Raw genomic sequence first — 18,346 nt, 5'->3', positions numbered from 1 at the left:
CATGCCCATCGGTGAAGATCTCATGGCCCAGCCACCCGCGACCCGTCTTCCGGAGAATCCCGGGGCGGAGGAGATGCGCGGTTCGGGCGCCGACCCACGCGCGGTCGCCGCGGCCCATCCGACGGATTCGGCGGCCTGGGCCGACCTCGCCGCCGCGGCGCTCGCGGACGGCGACCCCGTCGCGGCCTACGCCTACGCCCGTACCGGCTACCACCGGGGTCTGGACGCCCTCCGCCGCAACGGCTGGAAGGGCTGGGGCAGTGTGCCGTGGTCGCACGTCCCCAACCGCGGCGTGCTGCGCTGCTTCCACCACCTGGCGCAGGCTGCTGCCGCTATCGGCGAGACCGACGAGGTCGAGCGGCTTACGCAACTGATCGACGACTCCGACCCGGAGGCGCGAGCCCACCTCAACTAGTACTGGTGGCGTGTCCCGGAGATAGCTGCCGATTTGTGGGCCACTGTTCCGGAAACGCCCGGCGTGGCGCGCAGATTCAGTACATCGCGTGAGAAACGAGCGTCCTGCTACGTCTCCGTCTGCTACGCGGTCGTCGACGAGCGCGTGGGCTGGCGCCCGCTAGATCTTCTTCCATGCGTCGAACCGCAGCTCGTTGAGCGTGTCGAGTGCCTGGGTGAGCTCCTCACGAGACACGGAGGCGTGCGCCTGCTCCTGAGCGTGCATCCGACCGTAGGTGAAGGTGTCCTCGCCGCGCGCATGCGCCTTCTCGGCTAGCGCAGCGATCACGCCCGCCGTGATCACGCTGTCGTTGTGGTCCCCGAGGATCTCGGTGATCGCCGCCGACGCCTTCGCCAGCTTCTTGGCGTCCTTGCCGATCACCGCGTGCGCCGAATCCATGCCGTAGCGCAGCCGCTTGGCCGACTTGCGGACCTCGTGCAGCGCGTGCTCGTGCTCCGCCTGGTCCTCGATCTCGTTCGCCTCGTGCACCGCGCCGCGCACTCGCTTCCAGTCGCGGTCGAAGACTCCGCGCAGTGCCTTCGCGGGCTCGGTGCCGCCGGCGGGCTCCCAATCGAGCACCAGAGCGTCGAGGGCATCCAGGAGTGCGTAGTAGCGGCCGGAGCTCATGAACTTCATCGCGTCCGCGTGAGCCTCGTCGTAGCGGGCGGTCAACTCGTCGTTGATCCGTTCGCGGACCGGTCCCAGCACCGTCTCCGGTGGCTGAGCATCCAGCAAGGCATTCAGCCGGGCGAGCATCACCTCGCTGTCGCGCGCGCCGCCGAGGGAGTCCGCCAGCGCCTTCAGCTCGCCGCGGAGCTCCGCCGAGCGTTCCCGTCCCACGATGTCGCGATAGGACGACAGCACCGAGCGCAGCCGACGGGCGGCCACCCGCATCTGGTGGACGGCGTCCGGCTCGTGCAGGCGCGCGCCCGCGTCGTGATCCTTCAGCCGCCCGATCTCCTGCCAGAGATACTCGCGGGCCACGTCGGCCACCGTCGGCTTCTTGCCGGGCGGCGCCGGCTGCGGAGGCCCGTCGGGCACCAGGTGGGCCAACGCGCGAGCGAGCTTCGACGGGCCGACGTCCGCGGACGCACCCCGTTCGATCAGCAGCGGCTCGATCGCGTCCAGCAGCGCCGGGTCCGCGGCGTGCAGCTCGACCTCCCACTCGCGCCAGGCGATCTCGTCGAGGCCGTCGATGTCCGGCTTGCTCTCGACCCGGTCGTCACAAACCTCGGCGAGCAGGCCGCCACTGGGGTCGAGCAGCTCGTGCACCGTTCGCCTGGTGGTGAGCCGGACGACTGGCCGCAGCGCACGGCCGCGCAGCAGCGGATGAAGCCGGACGAGGAACGCATCGGGGACGTCGTCGGAGTCGGTCAGGGGAGAGTGCAGCTCATGCCGGTAGCCCTGCGCAGGAAGCTTCAGATGCCAGCCCTCGTCGATGCCGCCGACCCGCTTGCGCAACGTGACGTGCGCGCCAATCAGCGTGAGGTCGTCGGTGTCGAAGTACTGGGCCTGGAGAGTCGTCGCGCGGCGCCGGCGTACCCGATCGACGGCCGGAAGCGCGTCCAGCTTCGGGACCGCGTTGCGGGCAGGTGCGGCGTACTTGCGCTCGATCTCGATCGTCTCGGAAATGCTCACCCGCCTATTCTGTTCGATAGCGCGGCTGTCGGCACCCTTTGGGCCCGTTCGTTCAAAAATCGATGCGTTTCGATTCGGCTATCCGCCTCGGATCCGCGACCACCACCGGCCGGTGGGACGAGGCGCGATCGTCTCGCTCATGGGGATCTGAGCCCCGCGCAGGAGCCAGCGCTGGCGGTCGTCGAGATACCACGTCCGGCCCTTGACCGCGACGGGCCCGCGGCCGTCGACTCTCATCGGGACCTCGTCGCAGGCGATCTGGACCGCCCGGCCGGCGCTGCTCGTGCTTCGCTTGCGGCCGCTGGTCGGCCGCACCGTGGCTCGCAGGACGTCGGCCTCGCGGTAGTCGACACGCACGTCGATCCGGCCGATGATCCCGTCGGCGATCAGCTGGTCGTCGTGATAGGCCTGGGCGCCGAAGCCACGCCCGCGCTCGGGCCCCATGACTGCCTCGACCAGCAGCACGCCGCCGATGTCGTTGCGGGCCAGCGGCAGCGCGACCGGGTCGGCGACGAGCACCTGCTCCGCGGTCGTCGGCAAGGCCAGCAGCTCCACCAGGTCAAGGGTCGCCTCGGCCGATGCGCGGTCCGCGGGCACCCCCGGCAGGAAGCCGACCGGAGTGTCGCTCACGCGGCCCGCCCGCTTGAGCGCCTCCACGACTGTGCTGAGCGTGGCGGTCGAGCCGGAGACGACGACGCCCTCGGCATCCACCTGCTTAATGAGACTGCGGAGCTCGTCACGTGGGGGAGCGTCCTCCCAACGCACCGGGCGAGCCGGCACCAGCTCGGACCAGTCGGTCACGGTGGCAGTGGAATCCTCGACGATGGTGAGCATCGGGCAGACGGTCCTCTCGTACCCGGTTCGCGCGGCGAGCTGGCAGCCGCGCTGTCGTAGGCTGTACGACGGTGGTTTGGGCACTAGCCACCGTAAATCAATGCTGAGGTGAGGTAAGCGAATGCCGGCAATCGCGCTGATCGGCGCCCAGTGGGGTGACGAGGGCAAGGGCAAAGCGACCGACCTGCTGGGTAGCAGTGTCACGCACGTCGTCCGCTACCAGGGCGGCAACAACGCCGGGCACACCGTGGTCACGCCGGACGGCCAGAAGTACGCCCTGCACCTCATCCCGTCGGGGATCCTCACGCCCAACTGCACGCCGGTCATCGCCAACGGCGTGGTCGTCGACCCACACGTACTGGTCGACGAGATGCAGGGCCTCGCCGAGCGCGGTGTCGACGTGAACCGGATCAAGCTGTCGGCCGACGCGCACCTGATCATGCCGTACCACATCGCCATCGACAAAGTCTCCGAGCGCTACCTCGGCAAGGCGAAGATCGGCACCACCGGCCGCGGCATCGGGCCCTGCTACCAGGACAAGATCGCCCGCATCGGCGTCCGCGTGCAAGACCTGCTCGACCCGAGCATCCTGACCCAGAAGGTGGAGTCGGCGCTCGAGCTGAAGAACCAGATCCTCACCAAGATCTACAACCGCAAGGCGCTCGACCCGCAGCAGGTCGTCGATGAGACCCTCGAGGTCGGGGCGCAGCTCCAGCCGCTGATCGCCGACACCCGGCTGTTGCTGAACGAGGCGCACGAGCGTGGCGAGTGGATCCTGCTCGAGGGCTCGCAGGGCACGCTGCTGGACGTCGACCACGGCACCTACCCCTACGTCACGTCGTCCTCGCCGACCTCCGGCGGCGCGGCGGCCGGCTCGGGGCTCGGCCCGCGCGCCATCGAGCGCAGCATCGGCATCCTGAAGGCCTACACGACCCGCGTCGGATCCGGCCCATTCCCCACCGAGCTGTTTGACGACAAGGGCGAGTACCTCCGTAAGCAGGGCGGCGAGGTCGGCGTCACCACCGGCCGGGATCGCCGCTGCGGCTGGTTCGACGCCGTAATCGCGCGGTACGCCGCCCGCGTCAACAGCCTCACGGACTTCTTCCTCACCAAGCTCGACGTGCTGTCTTCGCTGGAGACCGTGCCGATCTGCGTCGCCTACGAGGTCGACGGCAAGCGCCTCGACGAGATGCCGATGACCCAGACCGACTTTCACCATGCGAAGCCGGTCTACGAGGAGATGCCCGGCTGGTTCGAGGACATCACGCACTGCCGCACCTTCGACGAGCTGCCGGAGAACGCACAACGCTACGTTCGGCGCCTCGAGGAGCTCTCCGGCGCCCGAATCTCCGCGATCGGCGTGGGGCCGGGCCGTGAGGAGAACGTCCTCGTTCACGAGCTGGTCTGAGCGGCCCGGGTCAACGACGGCTGCTGAGCGTCCTCGTGTAGTCGGCCTCGATGCGGTGCGCCGTGTGCTGCAGCTGCGGTAGATAGTTCTCCACCAGCTCGGCCGGCGACACCCGCCGGGAACGCACCGAGATCACCATCGCCGCCGGGTGCTGGTTGATCCCGGCGTACACCGGCAGCGCCACCGACTGCACGCCGTCCTGGAACTCGTTGTCGACGATCGTGTAGCCGGCTCGACGCGCCCGGCGCACCTCTTCGAGAACGGCGGCGAGGTCGCGCTGAGTGGACTCGGTGAGCTGAGGGACGTCTTTGCCTCGGGTGAGCGCCGCCAGCTCGTCCTCGGGAAGCTGAGCCAGCAGCACGCGGCCCGACGCGCTCGCGAGCGCCGGAATCCGCTGACCGACCCGCACGAAATTGTCGGCGGCGCGGCCGGGCTCGCACTCGGCCACGACGACGCCGTCGAGCTCGTCCAGTACGACCAGCCCGACGTCCTCGCCGATGCTCGAGGCCAGCGCGCGCATGTGTGGCTCGGCGATGTCGGGCATGGTGAGCATCGACAGGTAGGAACGGCCGATCTGCAGCACCGTCGGACGCAGGGAGAAACGGTCGCCGTCCCGCTCGACATAGCCGAGCTCGGTCAGAGTCAGCAGGAAGCGGCGGGCGGTCGCGCGGGTCAGGCCGGCGTTGCGCGCCACCTCGCTGAGCGTCTGTCGGCGGCGTTCCGCGGTGAAGCTGGCGATGACGTCGAGGCCCTTGGCGAGGGACTGGACGAAGTCGCGGGAGCGCTCGCCGCTCACCTCGCACCACGAAGGTGCGCGGCCAGTAACCCTCCCACCTGGTCGGGATGGGCGACGTTCGGCAGATGGGCCGCGTCGTCGACGACCTCCAGCCGGCAGCCGGGGATGGCATCGGCGATGACCTGCATCGTCTCGGGGCTGGTCGACGGGTCGTCGGCGCCGGCGATCGCGAGCGTAGGCGCGGTGATCTGAGCGATGGCCTCGCGCAGGTCGTAACCGGCCAGCGCCTCGCAGCAGCCGGCGTACCCCTCGTCCGGGGTCGCCGCGACCATCTCGCGCCACTGGGCGACCTCGCTGGGGCGCTCCTGGCGGAAGCGTTCGGTGAACCACCGGGTCATGGCCATGTCAGCGACCGACTGCGTGCCCTGCTCGCGCACCGTCTGCGCGCGCTCGGCCCAGCCCGCCGGATCGGGGAAGTACGCGGCGGTGGCCAGCAAGGCCAGCCTGTCGACACGCTCGGGATGGAAGGCGGCCAGCCACTGGCCGACCGCGCCACCGAGCGACAGCCCGGCGTACGACGCGCGCTGGATCCCCAGATGGTCCATGAGCTCCAGCACCGCGCCGGCGAGCAGCTCCATCGAGTAGGGGCCCTGCGGCACCTGGGACTGCCCGTGCCCGAGATGGTCGAAACGGATGACGCGGAACTCGCCTAGGTGCTCGAGCCCGGGTGTCCACATCTCCCGGGTCGTGCCCAGCGAGCTACCCATGAGCACTGGCGGGCCGTCAGGGGCGCCGTCCTCGGACCAGGCGAGCTGCAGGTCAGCCATCGTTCCTCCAGGTGGGGCTCATCTGCTGACATGTTGTGTATCCAGCGTACTGAGCGGGGCTGTGACCTCGGGCACCGCAGTGGCACTCGGCCGCTCCCGACGGTAGCGTTTTTCCTGGTTGTTGAGGTTTCGGTTTTGTTGTTTCAGCGGTAACCCCTGGCGGGTGCGCTGTTCTTCTGCAGAACGTACACAAGCATCACCAGCTGTATCAGGGGCCCGAAAGGCGGGCCCCAAACGTACGAAGGAAGACAGGATTTTCATGGCTACTGGCACCGTCAAGTGGTTCAACGCCGACAAGGGCTTCGGTTTCATCCAGCCCGACGACGGCACGGCCGACGTGTTCGCCCACTTCAGCGCTATCAACTCGAGCGGTTACCGTTCGCTGAACGACAATGACAAGGTCGAGTACGACGTCGAGCAGGGCCCCAAGGGTCTGCAGGCCTCGAACATCACCGTGATCAACTAGTTCACGCCTCGCCCCTTCCGGAGGGCGCATTCGCGGCGTACTTCAGCGCAGATCCTCGTGGTCTCGTGCCGAGGTACGCCGCGAGTCCTTTTCAGGAAAGCCATCGGGCGAGGGCCGCCGGGCGGTTGGTGATGATTCCGTCGATGCCCATGTCGCTGAGCCACCGCCAGTCGGCCGGCTCGTCGACGGTCCACGGTGTGCTCGAGACGCCGTGCGCGTGCAGCCGCTCGAGTTCGGCCTGCCGGCCATGCCACAGCCTGAAGTCGGGGTTGTAGGCGATCGCGCCGTACGCCGCGCAGGTCGCGACCGGGTCCTCATCCCAGTCCACGGTGAGCAGGCCGAGCGGACGATCGGGACGCATCCGGTGCAGCCGGGCCAGCTCGTCACGCTCGAAGGACTGCAGCAGCACCCGATCATCGGCGTCCGACGCCTCGACCACCTCGAGGACGGCGGCGAGCTGCCGGTCGGTGTGCGGGCCCTTGATCTCCAGCAGCACGCGTCCGTCACCCGGCAGCGCTCCCAGCAGAGCCTGGAGGGTGGGCACCGGCGTGCCGGAGAATCGCGGATCGAGCCAGGATCCGGCGTCCGCCGCACGGACCTGCTCGTACGGCGCCAGACGAACCGGGCCGGTGAGATCCGTCGTCCGGTCGAGGTCGTCGTCGTGCAGCAGCACCGGGACGCCGTCCGCCGTGGGTTGGACGTCGGTCTCGAGCCAGCGAGCCGATCGCCAGCCGAGCTCGAAGGCAGGCATCGTGTTCTCCGGTGCGTCGGCGCTCGCGCCTCGGTGGGCGATCACCAGGGGAGGGCTGCCGGCGGCGCGCAGCAAGGGATGGCTCATGCCCCCAGTGTCCCCGGCGTGACCGTCAGTAGGGTTGGTCGCGTGAAGGTTCTCATCATCGGATCGGGTGCCCGTGAGCACGCGATCGTCACCGCTCTGCTGCGCGACGACAGCGTGACCGAGGTGGTGTGCGCCCCAGGCAACGCCGGCATCGCTGATGATTGCGCCGTCGCGCCGGTCGACGTGTCCGACCCGGCCGCCATCACGGTGCTCGCCCGCGAGCAGGCCGCCGACCTGGTCGTGGTCGGGCCGGAGGTGCCGCTGGTGGCTGGAGCAGCGGACGCCCTCGCCGACGCGGGCATCCTGTGCTTCGGCCCACGCGAGGATGCCGCCCGGCTAGAAGGATCGAAGTCCTTCGCGAAGGAGGTCATGGCCGCCGCCGGCGTCCCGACCGCCGGGTCGCGCACCTGCGCGACGCCAGAGGACGTCGCGGCCGCTCTCGATGAGTACGGGGCGCCGCACGTGGTCAAGGACGACGGCCTCGCCGCTGGCAAGGGCGTGGTCGTGACCAACGATCGCCAGGCGGCGCTCGCACACGCGACGGCCTGCCTGGAAGCCGGATCGACCGTCGTCGTGGAGGAATTCCTGGACGGGCCCGAGGTCTCGCTGTTCTGCATCACCGACGGCACCACGGTGCTTCCCCTGCAGCCTGCGCAGGACTTCAAGCGCGTGGGGGAGGACGACGCCGGGCCGAACACCGGTGGCATGGGCGCCTACACCCCGTTGGACTGGGCGCCGTCCGGGCTGGTCGACGAGGTGGCGCGTGACATCGCGCAGCCGACTATCGACGAGATGCGCCGCCGCGGCACGCCGTTCGCCGGGGTGCTGTACATCGGGCTCGCGCTCACCTCGAAGGGCACCCGGGTCGTGGAGTTCAACGCTCGGTTCGGCGACCCCGAGACCCAGTCGGTACTGGCAATGCTGACGACGCCGCTGGGCGAGCTGCTGGCCGCCGCCGCACGCGGTGAGCTCGCGAGCCACCCGCCCCTGGAGTGGCGGGACGGCGCGAGCGTCACCGTCGTCCTGGCCGCGTCCGGTTACCCGGCTTCGCCGCGTACGGGTGACCCGATCGTGGTGGACGGCGGTCCCGTCCCCGGCACGGCGATCCTGCATGCCGGCACCAGGATGGACGGCGTCCAGGTCGTGTCGGCGGGCGGCCGGGTGCTCAGCGTCGTCGCGGTCGGCGAGGACCTCGCGGGGGCCCGTGCCGCCGCGTACGAGCAGATCGCCCACATCCACCTCGACGGCGCGCACTACCGCCGCGACATCGCCGCGAAGGCAGAGCGCGGCGAGATCACCCTGACCGGCTGAGCGAAGGAGAACGCGTGGTGCAGCACAGTGCGGACTGGTCCGACGAGGTCGCCGAGATCGCGGAGCGCAGGCGGCAGGTTCAGCAGATGGGCGGCGAGGCGAAGCTCAAGCGGCAGTCGGACGCCGGGCGCCTCAACGTGCGCCAGCGGATCGACGCTCTCGGCGACGTTGGCTCGTTCCGTGAGGTCGGTGGCATCTCGGGCTTCGGCGAGTACGACGAGCATGGGCAGCTGGTGAGCATCCGCTCCAGCAACTTCGTCTTCGGGACCGTCCGCGTCGATGGTCGCAAGGTGGTCGTGGCCGGTGACGACTTCACGGTGCGCGGCGGCGCGGCGGACGCCGGCATCAAGGAGAAGCAGATCCATGCCGAGATGCTCGCCAACTCGCTCCAGCTGCCGATCGTCCGGTTGATCGAGGGCACCGGCGGCGGCGGCTCGGTGCGCACGTTGGAGGTCGACGGTTACACGTACGTGCCGGCGAATCCTGGGTGGGACTACGTCGTCGACAACCTCTCCGTGGTCCCGGTTGTGGCCTACGGCGGCGGGCCGGTCGCCGGGCTCGGCGCCGGCCGCACCGCGATGTCGCACCTGGCGATCTTCGTCAAGGAGAAGGCGCAGCTGTTCGTCGCTGGGCCGCCGGTCGTCCTGCACGCCACCGGTCAGGACCTGAACAAGGAAGAGCTCGGCGGCTACCAGGTGCACGCGCGCAACGGCGCGATCGAGCGGTGGGTGCGGTCTGAGGAGGAGGCGTTCGCGGAGATCCGGCGGTTCCTGTCCTACCTGCCGCCGTCGGTGTACGAGCTGCCGCCGGTCATCGCCAACGAGGATGACCCGGTGGACCGCGCCGATGATGCACTGCTGTCCCTCGTGCCGCGGGACCGGCGCAAGGTGTACCGTTTGAAGACGCTGCTCGACGGCGTATTCGACAAGGGCTCGGTCTTCCAGTACGCCGAGTACGGCGGGTCGATCTTCACCGGCCTGGCTCGGCTCGACGGGCACCCGGTCGGTGTCATCGCCACCGACCCGTACAAGGGTGCGGCCGTCACCGCCACCGGTGCGCAGGCCATGGCGCGGCTGATCGACCTCTGCACCACCTTCCACCTGCCTCTCGTCTCGCTCACCGACCAGGCAGGCCTGGCGATCGGTCTCGCCGCCGAGATGACCGGGGCGATCCGGGACGGCGCCCGCGCGATCGTCGCGGCCTACCAGGCGAACGTCCCGACCGCCGAGGTCATCGTGCGTCGCGTGTTCGGCGTGGGCGGCGCCGGGCAGGTCAACCGGCACCGGCACGTCACGCAGTGGGCGTGGCCCTCCGGCGACTGGGGCTCGCTGCCGGTCGAGGGCGGCATCGAGGCGGCGTACACCGCGGATCTGCTGGCTGCCGAGGACCCCGAGGCGATGCTCGCCGAGATCCGAGAGCGACTCGAGGCCATCAGGAGCCCGCTCCGGACGGCGGAGCGCTTCGGCGTCGATGACGTCATCGATCCGCGACAGACCCGGACGCTGCTGTGCGACTGGGTGCGGGACGCCTACCAGGTGCTGCCGCGGCTCGTCGGTCGCCCGTCCTTCGGAGCGCGGCCATGATCGATTCCAACGAGACGGCACGGCTGACCGCGCTGCTCGAGGAGGGCGGCGCGACCTTCATCGAGGGCTTCGACCGGCACGCGGCCGAACGGCCCGAGGCGCTCGCGGTGACCTACGGCCCGACGGAGGAGCAATTGAGCTTCGGCGAGCTGGCGCGGCGGTCGGACGCCGTCGCCGGCAACCTTCGTCGACGTGGCCTCGACGACGGCGATGTCGTGAGCGTGCTCGCGACGGACCCGTTTCAGACGACGGTGTGGATGGTGGGGATCTGGAAGGCCGGCGGCATCTACGCGCCCGTCAACTTCCAGTACGCCGGCGGGCTGCTGGCCTACTCACTGAACGACGCGAAGCCGAGGCTGCTGATCGTTCAGGATGAGCTGCTGACGCGGATCACCGACATCTGGGAGGGCGTCGAGCAGCACCCAAACGTGCTCGTTGCGGGCGCGCAGCCGGGTAACTCACCGATGCCCGTCCAGAACGCGGCCGCGCTCGACGAGCCCTGCGAGCGTCCGCGTGTGCCGATCGCCTTCGATACTCCGGCGAGCCTCATCTACACCTCAGGAACGACCGGGCCGTCCAAGGGCGTCGTCCACCCGCATCGTTGGATCAACCAGTACACGTGGGGGCTACGTCGGCGGCTGACCACCGACGACGTCGTATATAACGACCTGCCGATGTACCACGTCGGCGGTGCGTACGCGAATGTCGCGGCGGCCCTGTGGGCCGGCGCCGGCGTCGTCCTCTGGGATCGCTTCTCGCCGACCGAGTTCTGGGCGCGGATCCAGTCCGGGGCGTGCACGACCGCGATCATCCTCGACGTCATGATCCCGTGGCTGCTGGCCAACCCGGCCTCCGCCGACGACCGGCGAAACACCCTCAACAAGGCGCACATGCAGCCGCTGCCGGTGCGGCACGCCGAGTTCGCCCAGCGGTTCGGCATCGACTCGGTGACCTGTGGCTTCGGCCAGACCGAGGGAGGAGCCCCGCTCTCCATGACGATCGAGGAGTGCGCGCCGGGCGAGGGAACGCCCGATGAGCTGTTCCGCGGGAAGTCGCAGGCACAGCTCCGGGCGGACGCTGAGGCGGCGGGGTTGTACGTTACGACGGGTGAGAAGGTGACCCGCAAGGCCGCGATGGGCCTCCCGGGACCGTTCTTCGACATCGCAGTCCTCGACGAGCACGATCAGCCTTGTCCCAGGGGGACCGCTGGGCACTTCGCGCTGCGACCCAAGCTGCCCTATCTGCTGTTCACCGAGTATCTCGGCAAGCCGGATAAGACAGTGGAGGCGAACCGCAACCTGTGGTTCCACACCGGCGACTCGGCAGTGCAGGACGACGACGGGTTCTTTTACTTTCTCGACCGACTCGGAGACCGGATCCGCGTCCGCGGTGAGAACGTCTCAAGCGTGCACGTCGAGGAGATTCTGTCTGGCCATGACCACGTCGATGTGGCGGCGGTGGTCGCTGTACCAAGCCCACGCTCGGATGAGGACGAGATCGTCGCCTTCATTCAGCTGCGGCCGGGTATCGAACCCGACGAGCAGACTCTATGGGAGTACGCCGAGAAGACGATGCCGAAGTTCATGAGGCCGTGGCAGTACCGCTTCGTCGATGAGCTGCCGAAGACGCCGACCAACAAGATCGAGAAGCACAAACTGCGCGCCGCCGCGCGCGAAGAGGAGGAACAGCAATGACAAGCACGGTGAGGTCCGAGATGGTCGGTAACGTAACCCAGGTCGTCGTGAGCTCCGGCGATCAGGTGCAGACCGGTGATCCGCTGTTGTTCATCGAGTCCATGAGGATGGAGATCCCGGTCGAGGCCGAGGCTGCTGGAACGGTCGCGGAGGTCCTCGTCGAGCCCGGCGCGAGCGTGAGGTCCGGCGACCCCCTCATCGAGATCTCGTAACGCCCGTCCCGCCCTGCGGCGCAGTCGTCTTGGGAACCGGCGGGTTCGATGCGTACTCTGATCGACGTGGATCCGCTAGTAGTCATCCTGATCGTGCTCGTCGTCGTCCTGGTCGGCGCGGTGCTCTATTACCGCGGCAAGAGGACACAGAGGCCCCAGCGCGCCGCGGGTGTCGATCCGTTCTCCTCGGCGGACGACGACTCTGTCTGGGGCAATCCCCGCACCCTCAAGCCCGGCGACCTGGTGACGGTCCGCGGGCAGGACTACACCGTCCGCGGTGCTCTGCGACTGTCCGAGGGCAGCTACACGTGGAGCGAGATCTTCCTCGATACCGGGGTCGGCGACAAGGTGTGGCTGTCCGTGGAGGACGACCCCGACCTCGAGGTCGCGCTCTGGCGCGAGATCAGGGGTGTCGCCGTCCAACCGGGTCCTCCGTCGATCGAGCTTGACGGACGCCGCTATCAGTCCGACGAGTCCGGCACTGCGCGCTTCGTCAGCGAGGGCACGACCGGCGTTGCTGAGCGGGGCACCGTCGAGTACCACGACTACGAGTCCGGTGACGGCACGCTCTTGTCGTTCGAGCGGTTCACGGGCCCGCAGGGCCAGTGGGAGGCTGCCCGTGGAGAGCGCCTGGGTCGCGCCGACTACACCATCTACCCACAGAACAACTCCTGAATCGCCATGATCGTCGATCTTGCCGTTCCCTTCAAGGATAGCCATGCCGACCAGCTGTCGTTCTCGCTGCACACGCCGCGGCTGCCCGCCGAGCACGTGCAGCAGTGCGCTGTCGACGGCTTCGAGATCGAGGTGCGCGTGCTCAGCGCCAGCCACCAGGTCGTCGTTCGGCACGCGGACGGCGAGCTGATCGAGACCGTCGCGTGTCTGCCGGGTGACGGTTCCCTCCCGCGCCGCCACCGCACCTGCCGCGGAGCACTTACGCACGAGATGGTCTCCCGTACGTCCCAGCATGAGGCGGGCGAGCTACACGGTCTCGTCGCCCGGCTCGTCGAGCGGGCGCAGACCGGCGACCACGTCCTCGTCGGCCGGTTCCCAGGAAGCCCCGACGCGATCACGGCCATCGAGCTGCAGGACGGTGCCCCAGGCGGCTGGCAGACCTGGCACGCCTACCCCGAGCGTGATGAGCTCGTCTGGACCCGCTCCTGGATTGGTCAGCGCAAGTGAGTAGATATCCCGCCTGGGTGAAGGTTCTCGCGGTCATCACCGGCATCGTCGCAGTCGTCGTCCTCGCGCGGGCCTGCTCGTCGCCGGACGACCCTCGCAAGTTCATCGCCGACACCTACCAGCGCACGTCGTCCCTCGATGAGGGCCAGCTGCGGGCATACCTCGCCCGCGGCAAGGGGCCGCACGCGGTCGCCACCGAGATCTCCGCCGAGGTGCAGCCGATCGACCGTCGATCTGTCCCGGATCCGGCTGGAGCGAACGCCGACGACGCGGTCTTCTTGCAGTACGGCGACCAGATCGTGGCCGTCTTCGCCCACGAGGGTGGGTCACGCGTCATGGTGGGCGAGTACCGCGCCGCGCGCAGCCACTACATCGCGTTCATCGGCGGCTATTGGCCGGCCACTCCGTCATACGGCGGTACGGGCAGTGGCAACCGCGGCGGCGGCTCGGGAACCGGCAAGTGAGTGACGTCGAGATCCGCCCGTGCGGGCGGCCAACCATGAGGAGCGGGAGATGTTCGAGGTAATCGGCAAGGACGCGCTTGCCGCCGGCGCCTATAGCGTCGTCGGCATTCTGTTGATGATGCTGGGATTCGTCGTGGTCGATCTGCTGACGCCGGGCAAGCTGCCGGTCCTCATCTGGCAGCAGCGCAACCGCAACGCTGCCATCCTGACCGCCTCGAGCCTGCTCGGCGTCGGCCTCATCGTGTGCGCCGCGATAAACGCCAGTGAAGGGGACCTGGGCAACGGTCTGCTCGGGACCGCGCTCTACTCCCTCATCGGGCTCGCGGCGATGGCCGTCGCCTTCCTCATCATCGACCTGCTCACCCCGGGCAGGCTTGGTGACGCGCTCGCCGACGCCCAGCCGCACCCGGCCGTGTGGGTGCAGTCGGTGCTGCATCTCGCCATCGCCGCAATCGTGGCTGTATCCCTGCTCTAGCGCGTGTCGAGCACCAGGGCGGATGCCGTCACCCGTCGCGAGCTGCCGGATGAGGCCGTGTCGCCCAGCGCGGCGCCTGGCCGTTCCGGGCCGGCTCGGACGGTGCTGCTCGGCGTCGTCTTCGTCTGCGCGGCATGCGGACTGGTCTACGAGCTCGCCCTGGTCACCCTCGGCAGCTACCTGCTGGGCAACACTGCAGCGCAGGCTTCGATCGTCCTTGGCGTCATGGTGTTCGCGATGGGGGTCGGCTCACTGCTGGCGAAGCGGCTGCGCCGGAGCCCAGTCGTATCATTCGTCGTCATCGAGCTGGTGCTTGCCCTGGTGGGCGGGTTGTCCGTCCTGGGCCTGTACCTCGCCTTCGCCTTCCTGGCCATCTACACGCCGGCGTTGGTGATCGCTGCATTTGCGGTCGGTCTGCTGATCGGTGCGGAGATGCCGTTGCTGATGGAGCTGCTGCAGAGGATCCGCAAGCAGGCGGCCGGTGAAGCGGTCGCTGACCTGTTCGCCGCGGACTACATCGGTGCACTGCTCGGCGGGCTCGCCTTCCCCTTCCTGTTGTTGCCGATGCTTGGTCAGATCAACGGTGCGATCGTCGTCGGCCTGGTCAACGCGCTGGCGGCGAGCATCATCGTCTTCGCGCTGTATGCCCGGTCGATGACCCCGCGGCAGCGCGGCGTGCTGTCGGCCGCAACCGCCGCCGTCGTGGCGGTGCTGGTCGCTGCGCTGCTGCTGTCGAGCCGGTTCGAGGCCTCCGCCCGGCAGTCGCTGTACCGCGACCCGATCGTGTATTCCGCGCAGACGCCTTATCAGGAGATCGTCGTCACCGAGTCGGTGGACGGTTCGGACCTGAGGCTCTTTCTCAACGGCGACCTGCAGTTCAGCTCAACCGACGAGTACCGATACCACGAGTCGCTCGTGCATCCGGCGCTCGCGGGAGACCGGGGCGAGGTGCTGGTGCTCGGTGGTGGGGACGGGCTCGCGGTACGCGAGATCCTGCGGTATCCCGACGTCCAGGGGGTGACTGTCGTGGACCTGGACCCTGCGGTCACCGACCTGGCCAGCACGATGCCCGAGCTTCTCGAGCTCAACTTCGACAGTCTCAACGACGGGCGCGTGGAGGTGATCAACGCCGACGCGTTCAGCTGGCTGCGCGAGCATTCCGAGCAGTACGACGTGATCATCGTCGACCTGCCCGACCCTGATCAGACAGCCATCACCAAGCTCTACTCGGTCGAGTTCTACGGGATCGTGAAGGCTCATCTCGCCCCCGGTGGCCGGGTGGCCGTGCAAGGCGGATCGCCGTACTTCGCACCGAAGTCCTACTGGTGCATCTCGGCGTCCCTGCAGGCGGCGGGACTGAGCACGACGCCGTACCACGTGGACGTGCCGTCGTTCGGCGACTGGGGATTCTTCCTCGCGACGGCCGAGGGGACGCCGCCGCTCACCTTGCAGGCTCCCAGTCCGCTGAAGTTCCTCACTCATGACCTATTGCAGGCTGCGTCGGTATTCCCGGCCGATCGCGGGCCGCGGCAGATGCCGACCTCCACGCTCATGGATCCGGTGATCCTGGAGTACGCGCAGGCTGAGTGGCGCTTCTACTAGTGGTGTGTCCCAGTTCGGTTGTCTGGTTGATCGACCGGCGCGCCGCGTTGGGCCGCTTTCGTGACAGAACTAGTCGACTCCGGGGGAGAGGTACTGCTGTGTGGAACAGTCCTTTGAGTCGATGTCGCACCAAAGGCCGTCGTACTCGAGCACCGCGCCGCGGCAGGTTCGCAGCTGCCCGTACTTGGCAACCGCGCGGTCATCGGGAAGCTCCTCGCCGGTCAAGGTGACGACCAGGTCGGACAGCCCTGGGTTGTGGCCGACGATCATGATGACCTCCTCGTCCTCGTCGACCTCGCGCAGGACCTGGAGGATCTCGTCCTCGTCGAAGGCATACAGTGCCGGGGTCTCGCGGACGACGACCTCCGGGCCGAGGGCGGGCTGGATCTCATCCCAGGTCTGAGCGGCTCGCAGCGCCGTCGAGACGAGCACGACGAGACGATCGTCCAGACCGAGCTCGGCGACGTCGGGGCCGAGGGAACGAGCCTGCGCACGTCCGCGATCTGTGAGGTTGCGGTGCCAGTCGTCGACGGCGTCCGCCTCGGTCTTGGCATGGCGCAGGACGATGAGGGTCTTCACGCGTGCTCCGTTCACGAGATCTGCGGTGAGCCCCTGCCGGTGCCGATAGCCATTATCCCGGCCCGCTCACACCGCGGGCGGCGGCAGGCCCTACTCGACGTACGACGCCGGTGGGGTGAAGCGGAAGGACGAGATGACGTGCTCGAACTCGGGGCCGAGCGCGTCGGCGTCCGGCTCTGCCCACTGGATGATCAGCGTGGGTACGACGCGGGTCCGCACGTCCTCCGGCGCCTCGGCGATCATCACGTAGGCGGTGGCGACCGGCGGGTCCTCTGCGCGGTCGACGACGATCCGCACCGCCTGGCCGGTGCCGCTGAAGTCGCGATCGACGGCCTGTGCGAGCTGCGCCCGAGGGTTCTCGGCCAGCAGGCGACCGATCGTGAGGTCGGCAGCGTCGCGAGCGGAGAGGTGGCCGGAGAAGGTCTGGCTCTCCAGCCGCAGCAGAGCGTCGCGGCGCAGGTCAGAACCGGAGCGGATTGCCTCCGTGACGCTGTCGCCGAGCGAGTCGATGGTGGTCCAGGTCGATGGCAAGCTCAACTTGAACTGTGAGTGCGGCACCCGAACCTCCCTCGGTGCTGGGGCGACGCGGGAACGAACGTGAAGTGCGGTCCGCGCTGCTGCGAACTCGGTCAGTTCCGTTTCTACTACAGATCAGTCGGCGGTTGGGGTTTTTGGATCGGCGGCTTCCACCGCGTCGAGCTCGTCCTCGGGGTCTGGCGGTTGCTCGTAGAGATAGCTGAAGGCGGCGTTGAGCGATGCGGCCAGCGGGACGGCGAGCAACGCGCCGACGATACCGGCGGTGATGGTGCCGACCGCGATGGCCAGAATGACGCCCAGTGGGTGGATACTCACCGCGTGCCCCATCAGGATCGGCTGCAGCAGATGCGACTCCAGCTGCTGGACGGCGATGACGATGCCGAGGGCGATGAGCGCCTTCACCGGCCCGACCGTGACAAGCGCGACCAAAACGGCGACAGCGCCGGAAAGCGTCGCGCCGACGAGGGGGATGAACGCAGTCAGGAAGACGAGCGCAGCCAGGGGGATGGCCAGCGGGACGCCGAGGATGACCAGGCCGATCCCGATGCCGATGGCGTCGACCAGCGCGACCATCGCTGTCGCCTTCACGTAACCGGCGAGCGAATCGAACGAGCGGTGAGCGGCACCGTTGATGGAGCCGCGGGACTGCTGCGGCACGAACCGCAGGACCCACTGCCAGATTGCAGCGCCGTCCTTGAGGAAGAAGAACAGGATGAACAGGGTCAGCAGGAAGCCGGCGATCACGTGCCCTGCGGATGTCGCCGTGCTGAGCGCCCCCGTGGTGATCTTGTCGCTGTTGTCGCCGATCCAGTTCTGGGCGGTCTCGACCCAGCCGGAAAGCTGCTGGTCGCTGATGTGGAACGGGCCGTTCTCGAGCCAGTCCAGGATCTCGTCGAGGCCACCCTGCGCCTGTCGGGCGAGGTCCGGCGCGCCCTGCACGAACTGTTGCACGATCAGGCTGATCAGCCCCAGCACCACGACCAGCCCACCGACGAAGACGAGAGGTGCGGCCACACCGGGGGGCACGCGCCGGCGGACCATCCAGCGCTTCGCCGGGCTGAGCAAGGCGGACAGCAGCAGCGCGATCGCGATCGGGATGGTGACGGTGGCGAGGAAGCCGATGATCTTCGCGAATACCCAGATGGCCGCGATGACGAGCAGGAAGCGCCATGCCCACGAGGCGAAGACGGTGAGGCTCGGGGTGACCAGGTCGCTCTGGCGCCGTGGCCACGGAAGTCGCGGTGTGAAAGGCGCTGCCTCGTAGGCATTGCGTGTCTGGTCTACCTCGGTGAAATCGCTCGAGACCTCAGGGTGCTGGGCCTGTTCCGGGTTGCGGTCCAGGTCGTCTGGAGAGTGTCGCGCGGCGCGATGTCGGCCGGGCTGATCGTCGTCGTTCTCAGCAGCGCTAGCGGCCACGGACGGCCCCCCAATCGAGACAAGGTTCGAGTACCCCGCCGAGTGTAGAGCCGCGAGCGGCGCGATGTGGCGACCTGCCACGCCGCCGGG

At 68.6% G+C, this 18,346-nt stretch carries 20 protein-coding genes; 12 read left to right on the top strand and 8 right to left on the bottom strand.

The window, feature by feature from the left end; translation table 11 throughout:
* The first annotated feature begins 1 nt into the window (after position 1).
* The gene (locus DAA40_RS06205) at positions 2–415 is read left to right on the top strand and encodes a DUF3151 domain-containing protein (protein WP_106848768.1); all 414 of its coding nucleotides are present in this window, start codon (positions 2–4) and stop codon (positions 413–415) included.
* 159 nt (positions 416–574) lie between these two features.
* On the opposite strand, the gene DAA40_RS06200 is transcribed toward DAA40_RS06205, so the two are convergent.
* Both DAA40_RS06200 and DAA40_RS06195 read right to left on the bottom strand, forming a co-directional pair.
* Positions 575–2,092 carry a CYTH and CHAD domain-containing protein gene (locus DAA40_RS06200; RefSeq protein WP_106848767.1) on the bottom strand — a complete coding sequence of 506 codons (1,518 nt, stop codon included), beginning with the start codon at positions 2,090–2,092 and terminating at the stop codon, positions 575–577.
* Between the two features lie 78 nt (positions 2,093–2,170).
* Positions 2,171–2,926 carry a hypothetical protein gene (locus DAA40_RS06195; RefSeq protein ID WP_106848766.1) on the bottom strand — a complete coding sequence of 252 codons (756 nt, stop codon included), beginning with the start codon at positions 2,924–2,926 and terminating at the stop codon, positions 2,171–2,173.
* A 121-nt stretch (positions 2,927–3,047) separates the two neighbouring features.
* Here DAA40_RS06195 and DAA40_RS06190 point away from each other — a divergent pair, with 121 nt between their 5' ends.
* Positions 3,048–4,334, top strand: coding sequence for an adenylosuccinate synthase (locus DAA40_RS06190; RefSeq protein WP_106848765.1), 1,287 nt, complete (start codon positions 3,048–3,050; stop codon positions 4,332–4,334).
* Between the two features lie 10 nt (positions 4,335–4,344).
* Here the strand turns inward: DAA40_RS06190 and DAA40_RS06185 are convergent, their stop codons facing one another.
* Both DAA40_RS06185 and pcaD read right to left on the bottom strand, forming a co-directional pair.
* Positions 4,345–5,130, bottom strand: coding sequence for an IclR family transcriptional regulator C-terminal domain-containing protein (locus tag DAA40_RS06185; RefSeq protein WP_158716273.1), 786 nt, complete (start codon positions 5,128–5,130; stop codon positions 4,345–4,347).
* Positions 5,127–5,897, bottom strand: a complete 771-nt coding sequence (gene pcaD / locus DAA40_RS06180) for a 3-oxoadipate enol-lactonase (RefSeq protein ID WP_106848763.1) — start codon at positions 5,895–5,897, stop codon at positions 5,127–5,129. The genes DAA40_RS06185 and pcaD overlap by 4 nt, the downstream gene beginning before the upstream one ends.
* Before the next feature lie 259 nt (positions 5,898–6,156).
* Between pcaD and DAA40_RS06175 the strand changes: the two genes are divergently transcribed.
* Positions 6,157–6,363: a cold-shock protein gene (locus DAA40_RS06175; RefSeq protein ID WP_106848762.1), complete on the top strand. Its 207-nt coding sequence runs from the start codon at positions 6,157–6,159 to the stop codon at positions 6,361–6,363.
* 91 nt (positions 6,364–6,454) lie between these two features.
* On the opposite strand, the gene DAA40_RS06170 is transcribed toward DAA40_RS06175, so the two are convergent.
* Complete coding sequence (locus tag DAA40_RS06170) at positions 6,455–7,201, bottom strand: glycerophosphodiester phosphodiesterase (protein WP_106848761.1); 747 nt, start codon at positions 7,199–7,201, stop codon at positions 6,455–6,457.
* Positions 7,202–7,243: 42 nt separating this feature from the next.
* On the opposite strand from DAA40_RS06170, the gene purD reads away from it, so the two are divergent.
* From purD to DAA40_RS06125, 9 genes are all read left to right on the top strand, one after another.
* Positions 7,244–8,512, top strand: coding sequence for a phosphoribosylamine--glycine ligase (gene purD / locus DAA40_RS06165; RefSeq protein ID WP_106848760.1), 1,269 nt, complete (start codon positions 7,244–7,246; stop codon positions 8,510–8,512).
* A 14-nt stretch (positions 8,513–8,526) separates the two neighbouring features.
* Positions 8,527–10,095 carry an acyl-CoA carboxylase subunit beta gene (locus tag DAA40_RS06160; protein ID WP_199849539.1) on the top strand — a complete coding sequence of 523 codons (1,569 nt, stop codon included), beginning with the start codon at positions 8,527–8,529 and terminating at the stop codon, positions 10,093–10,095.
* Entirely contained in the window at positions 10,092–11,789 is a 1,698-nt protein-coding gene (locus DAA40_RS06155) for a class I adenylate-forming enzyme family protein (protein WP_106848759.1), read from the top strand. Before DAA40_RS06160 ends, DAA40_RS06155 begins: the two co-directional genes overlap by 4 nt.
* Positions 11,786–12,001, top strand: a complete 216-nt coding sequence (locus DAA40_RS06150; protein ID WP_106848758.1) for a biotin/lipoyl-binding carrier protein — start codon at positions 11,786–11,788, stop codon at positions 11,999–12,001. Before DAA40_RS06155 ends, DAA40_RS06150 begins: the two co-directional genes overlap by 4 nt.
* Positions 12,002–12,067: 66 nt before the next feature.
* Complete coding sequence (locus tag DAA40_RS06145) at positions 12,068–12,676, top strand: DUF4178 domain-containing protein (protein ID WP_199849538.1); 609 nt, start codon at positions 12,068–12,070, stop codon at positions 12,674–12,676.
* A 6-nt stretch (positions 12,677–12,682) separates the two neighbouring features.
* Positions 12,683–13,183: a DUF2617 family protein gene (locus DAA40_RS06140; protein ID WP_106848756.1), complete on the top strand. Its 501-nt coding sequence runs from the start codon at positions 12,683–12,685 to the stop codon at positions 13,181–13,183.
* Between the two features lie 17 nt (positions 13,184–13,200).
* Positions 13,201–13,647, top strand: coding sequence for a DUF4247 domain-containing protein (locus DAA40_RS06135; protein WP_158716272.1), 447 nt, complete (start codon positions 13,201–13,203; stop codon positions 13,645–13,647).
* A gap of 49 nt (positions 13,648–13,696) precedes the next feature.
* The gene (locus tag DAA40_RS06130; protein ID WP_106848754.1) at positions 13,697–14,122 is read left to right on the top strand and encodes a DUF350 domain-containing protein; all 426 of its coding nucleotides are present in this window, start codon (positions 13,697–13,699) and stop codon (positions 14,120–14,122) included.
* A gap of 3 nt (positions 14,123–14,125) precedes the next feature.
* The gene (locus DAA40_RS06125) at positions 14,126–15,724 is read left to right on the top strand and encodes a polyamine aminopropyltransferase (RefSeq protein WP_234356253.1); all 1,599 of its coding nucleotides are present in this window, start codon (positions 14,126–14,128) and stop codon (positions 15,722–15,724) included.
* 69 nt (positions 15,725–15,793) lie between these two features.
* Here DAA40_RS06125 and DAA40_RS06120 read toward each other — a convergent pair whose 3' ends face one another.
* The 3 genes from DAA40_RS06120 to DAA40_RS06110 form a co-directional block, all read right to left on the bottom strand.
* Positions 15,794–16,303 carry a histidine phosphatase family protein gene (locus DAA40_RS06120; protein WP_158716271.1) on the bottom strand — a complete coding sequence of 170 codons (510 nt, stop codon included), beginning with the start codon at positions 16,301–16,303 and terminating at the stop codon, positions 15,794–15,796.
* A gap of 90 nt (positions 16,304–16,393) precedes the next feature.
* Entirely contained in the window at positions 16,394–16,861 is a 468-nt protein-coding gene (locus DAA40_RS06115) for a hypothetical protein (RefSeq protein WP_106848752.1), read from the bottom strand.
* Between the two features lie 93 nt (positions 16,862–16,954).
* Positions 16,955–18,256, bottom strand: a complete 1,302-nt coding sequence (locus tag DAA40_RS06110) for an AI-2E family transporter (RefSeq protein ID WP_158716270.1) — start codon at positions 18,254–18,256, stop codon at positions 16,955–16,957.
* Positions 18,257–18,346: the final 90 nt, after the last annotated feature.

It is taken from the genome of Blastococcus sp. Marseille-P5729, assembly GCF_900292035.1.
Classification (GTDB): Bacteria; Actinomycetota; Actinomycetes; order Mycobacteriales; family Antricoccaceae; genus Cumulibacter.
The sequence above is the reverse complement of the archived record's forward strand: the minus strand, read 5'-3'. Positions and strand labels throughout refer to the sequence as shown.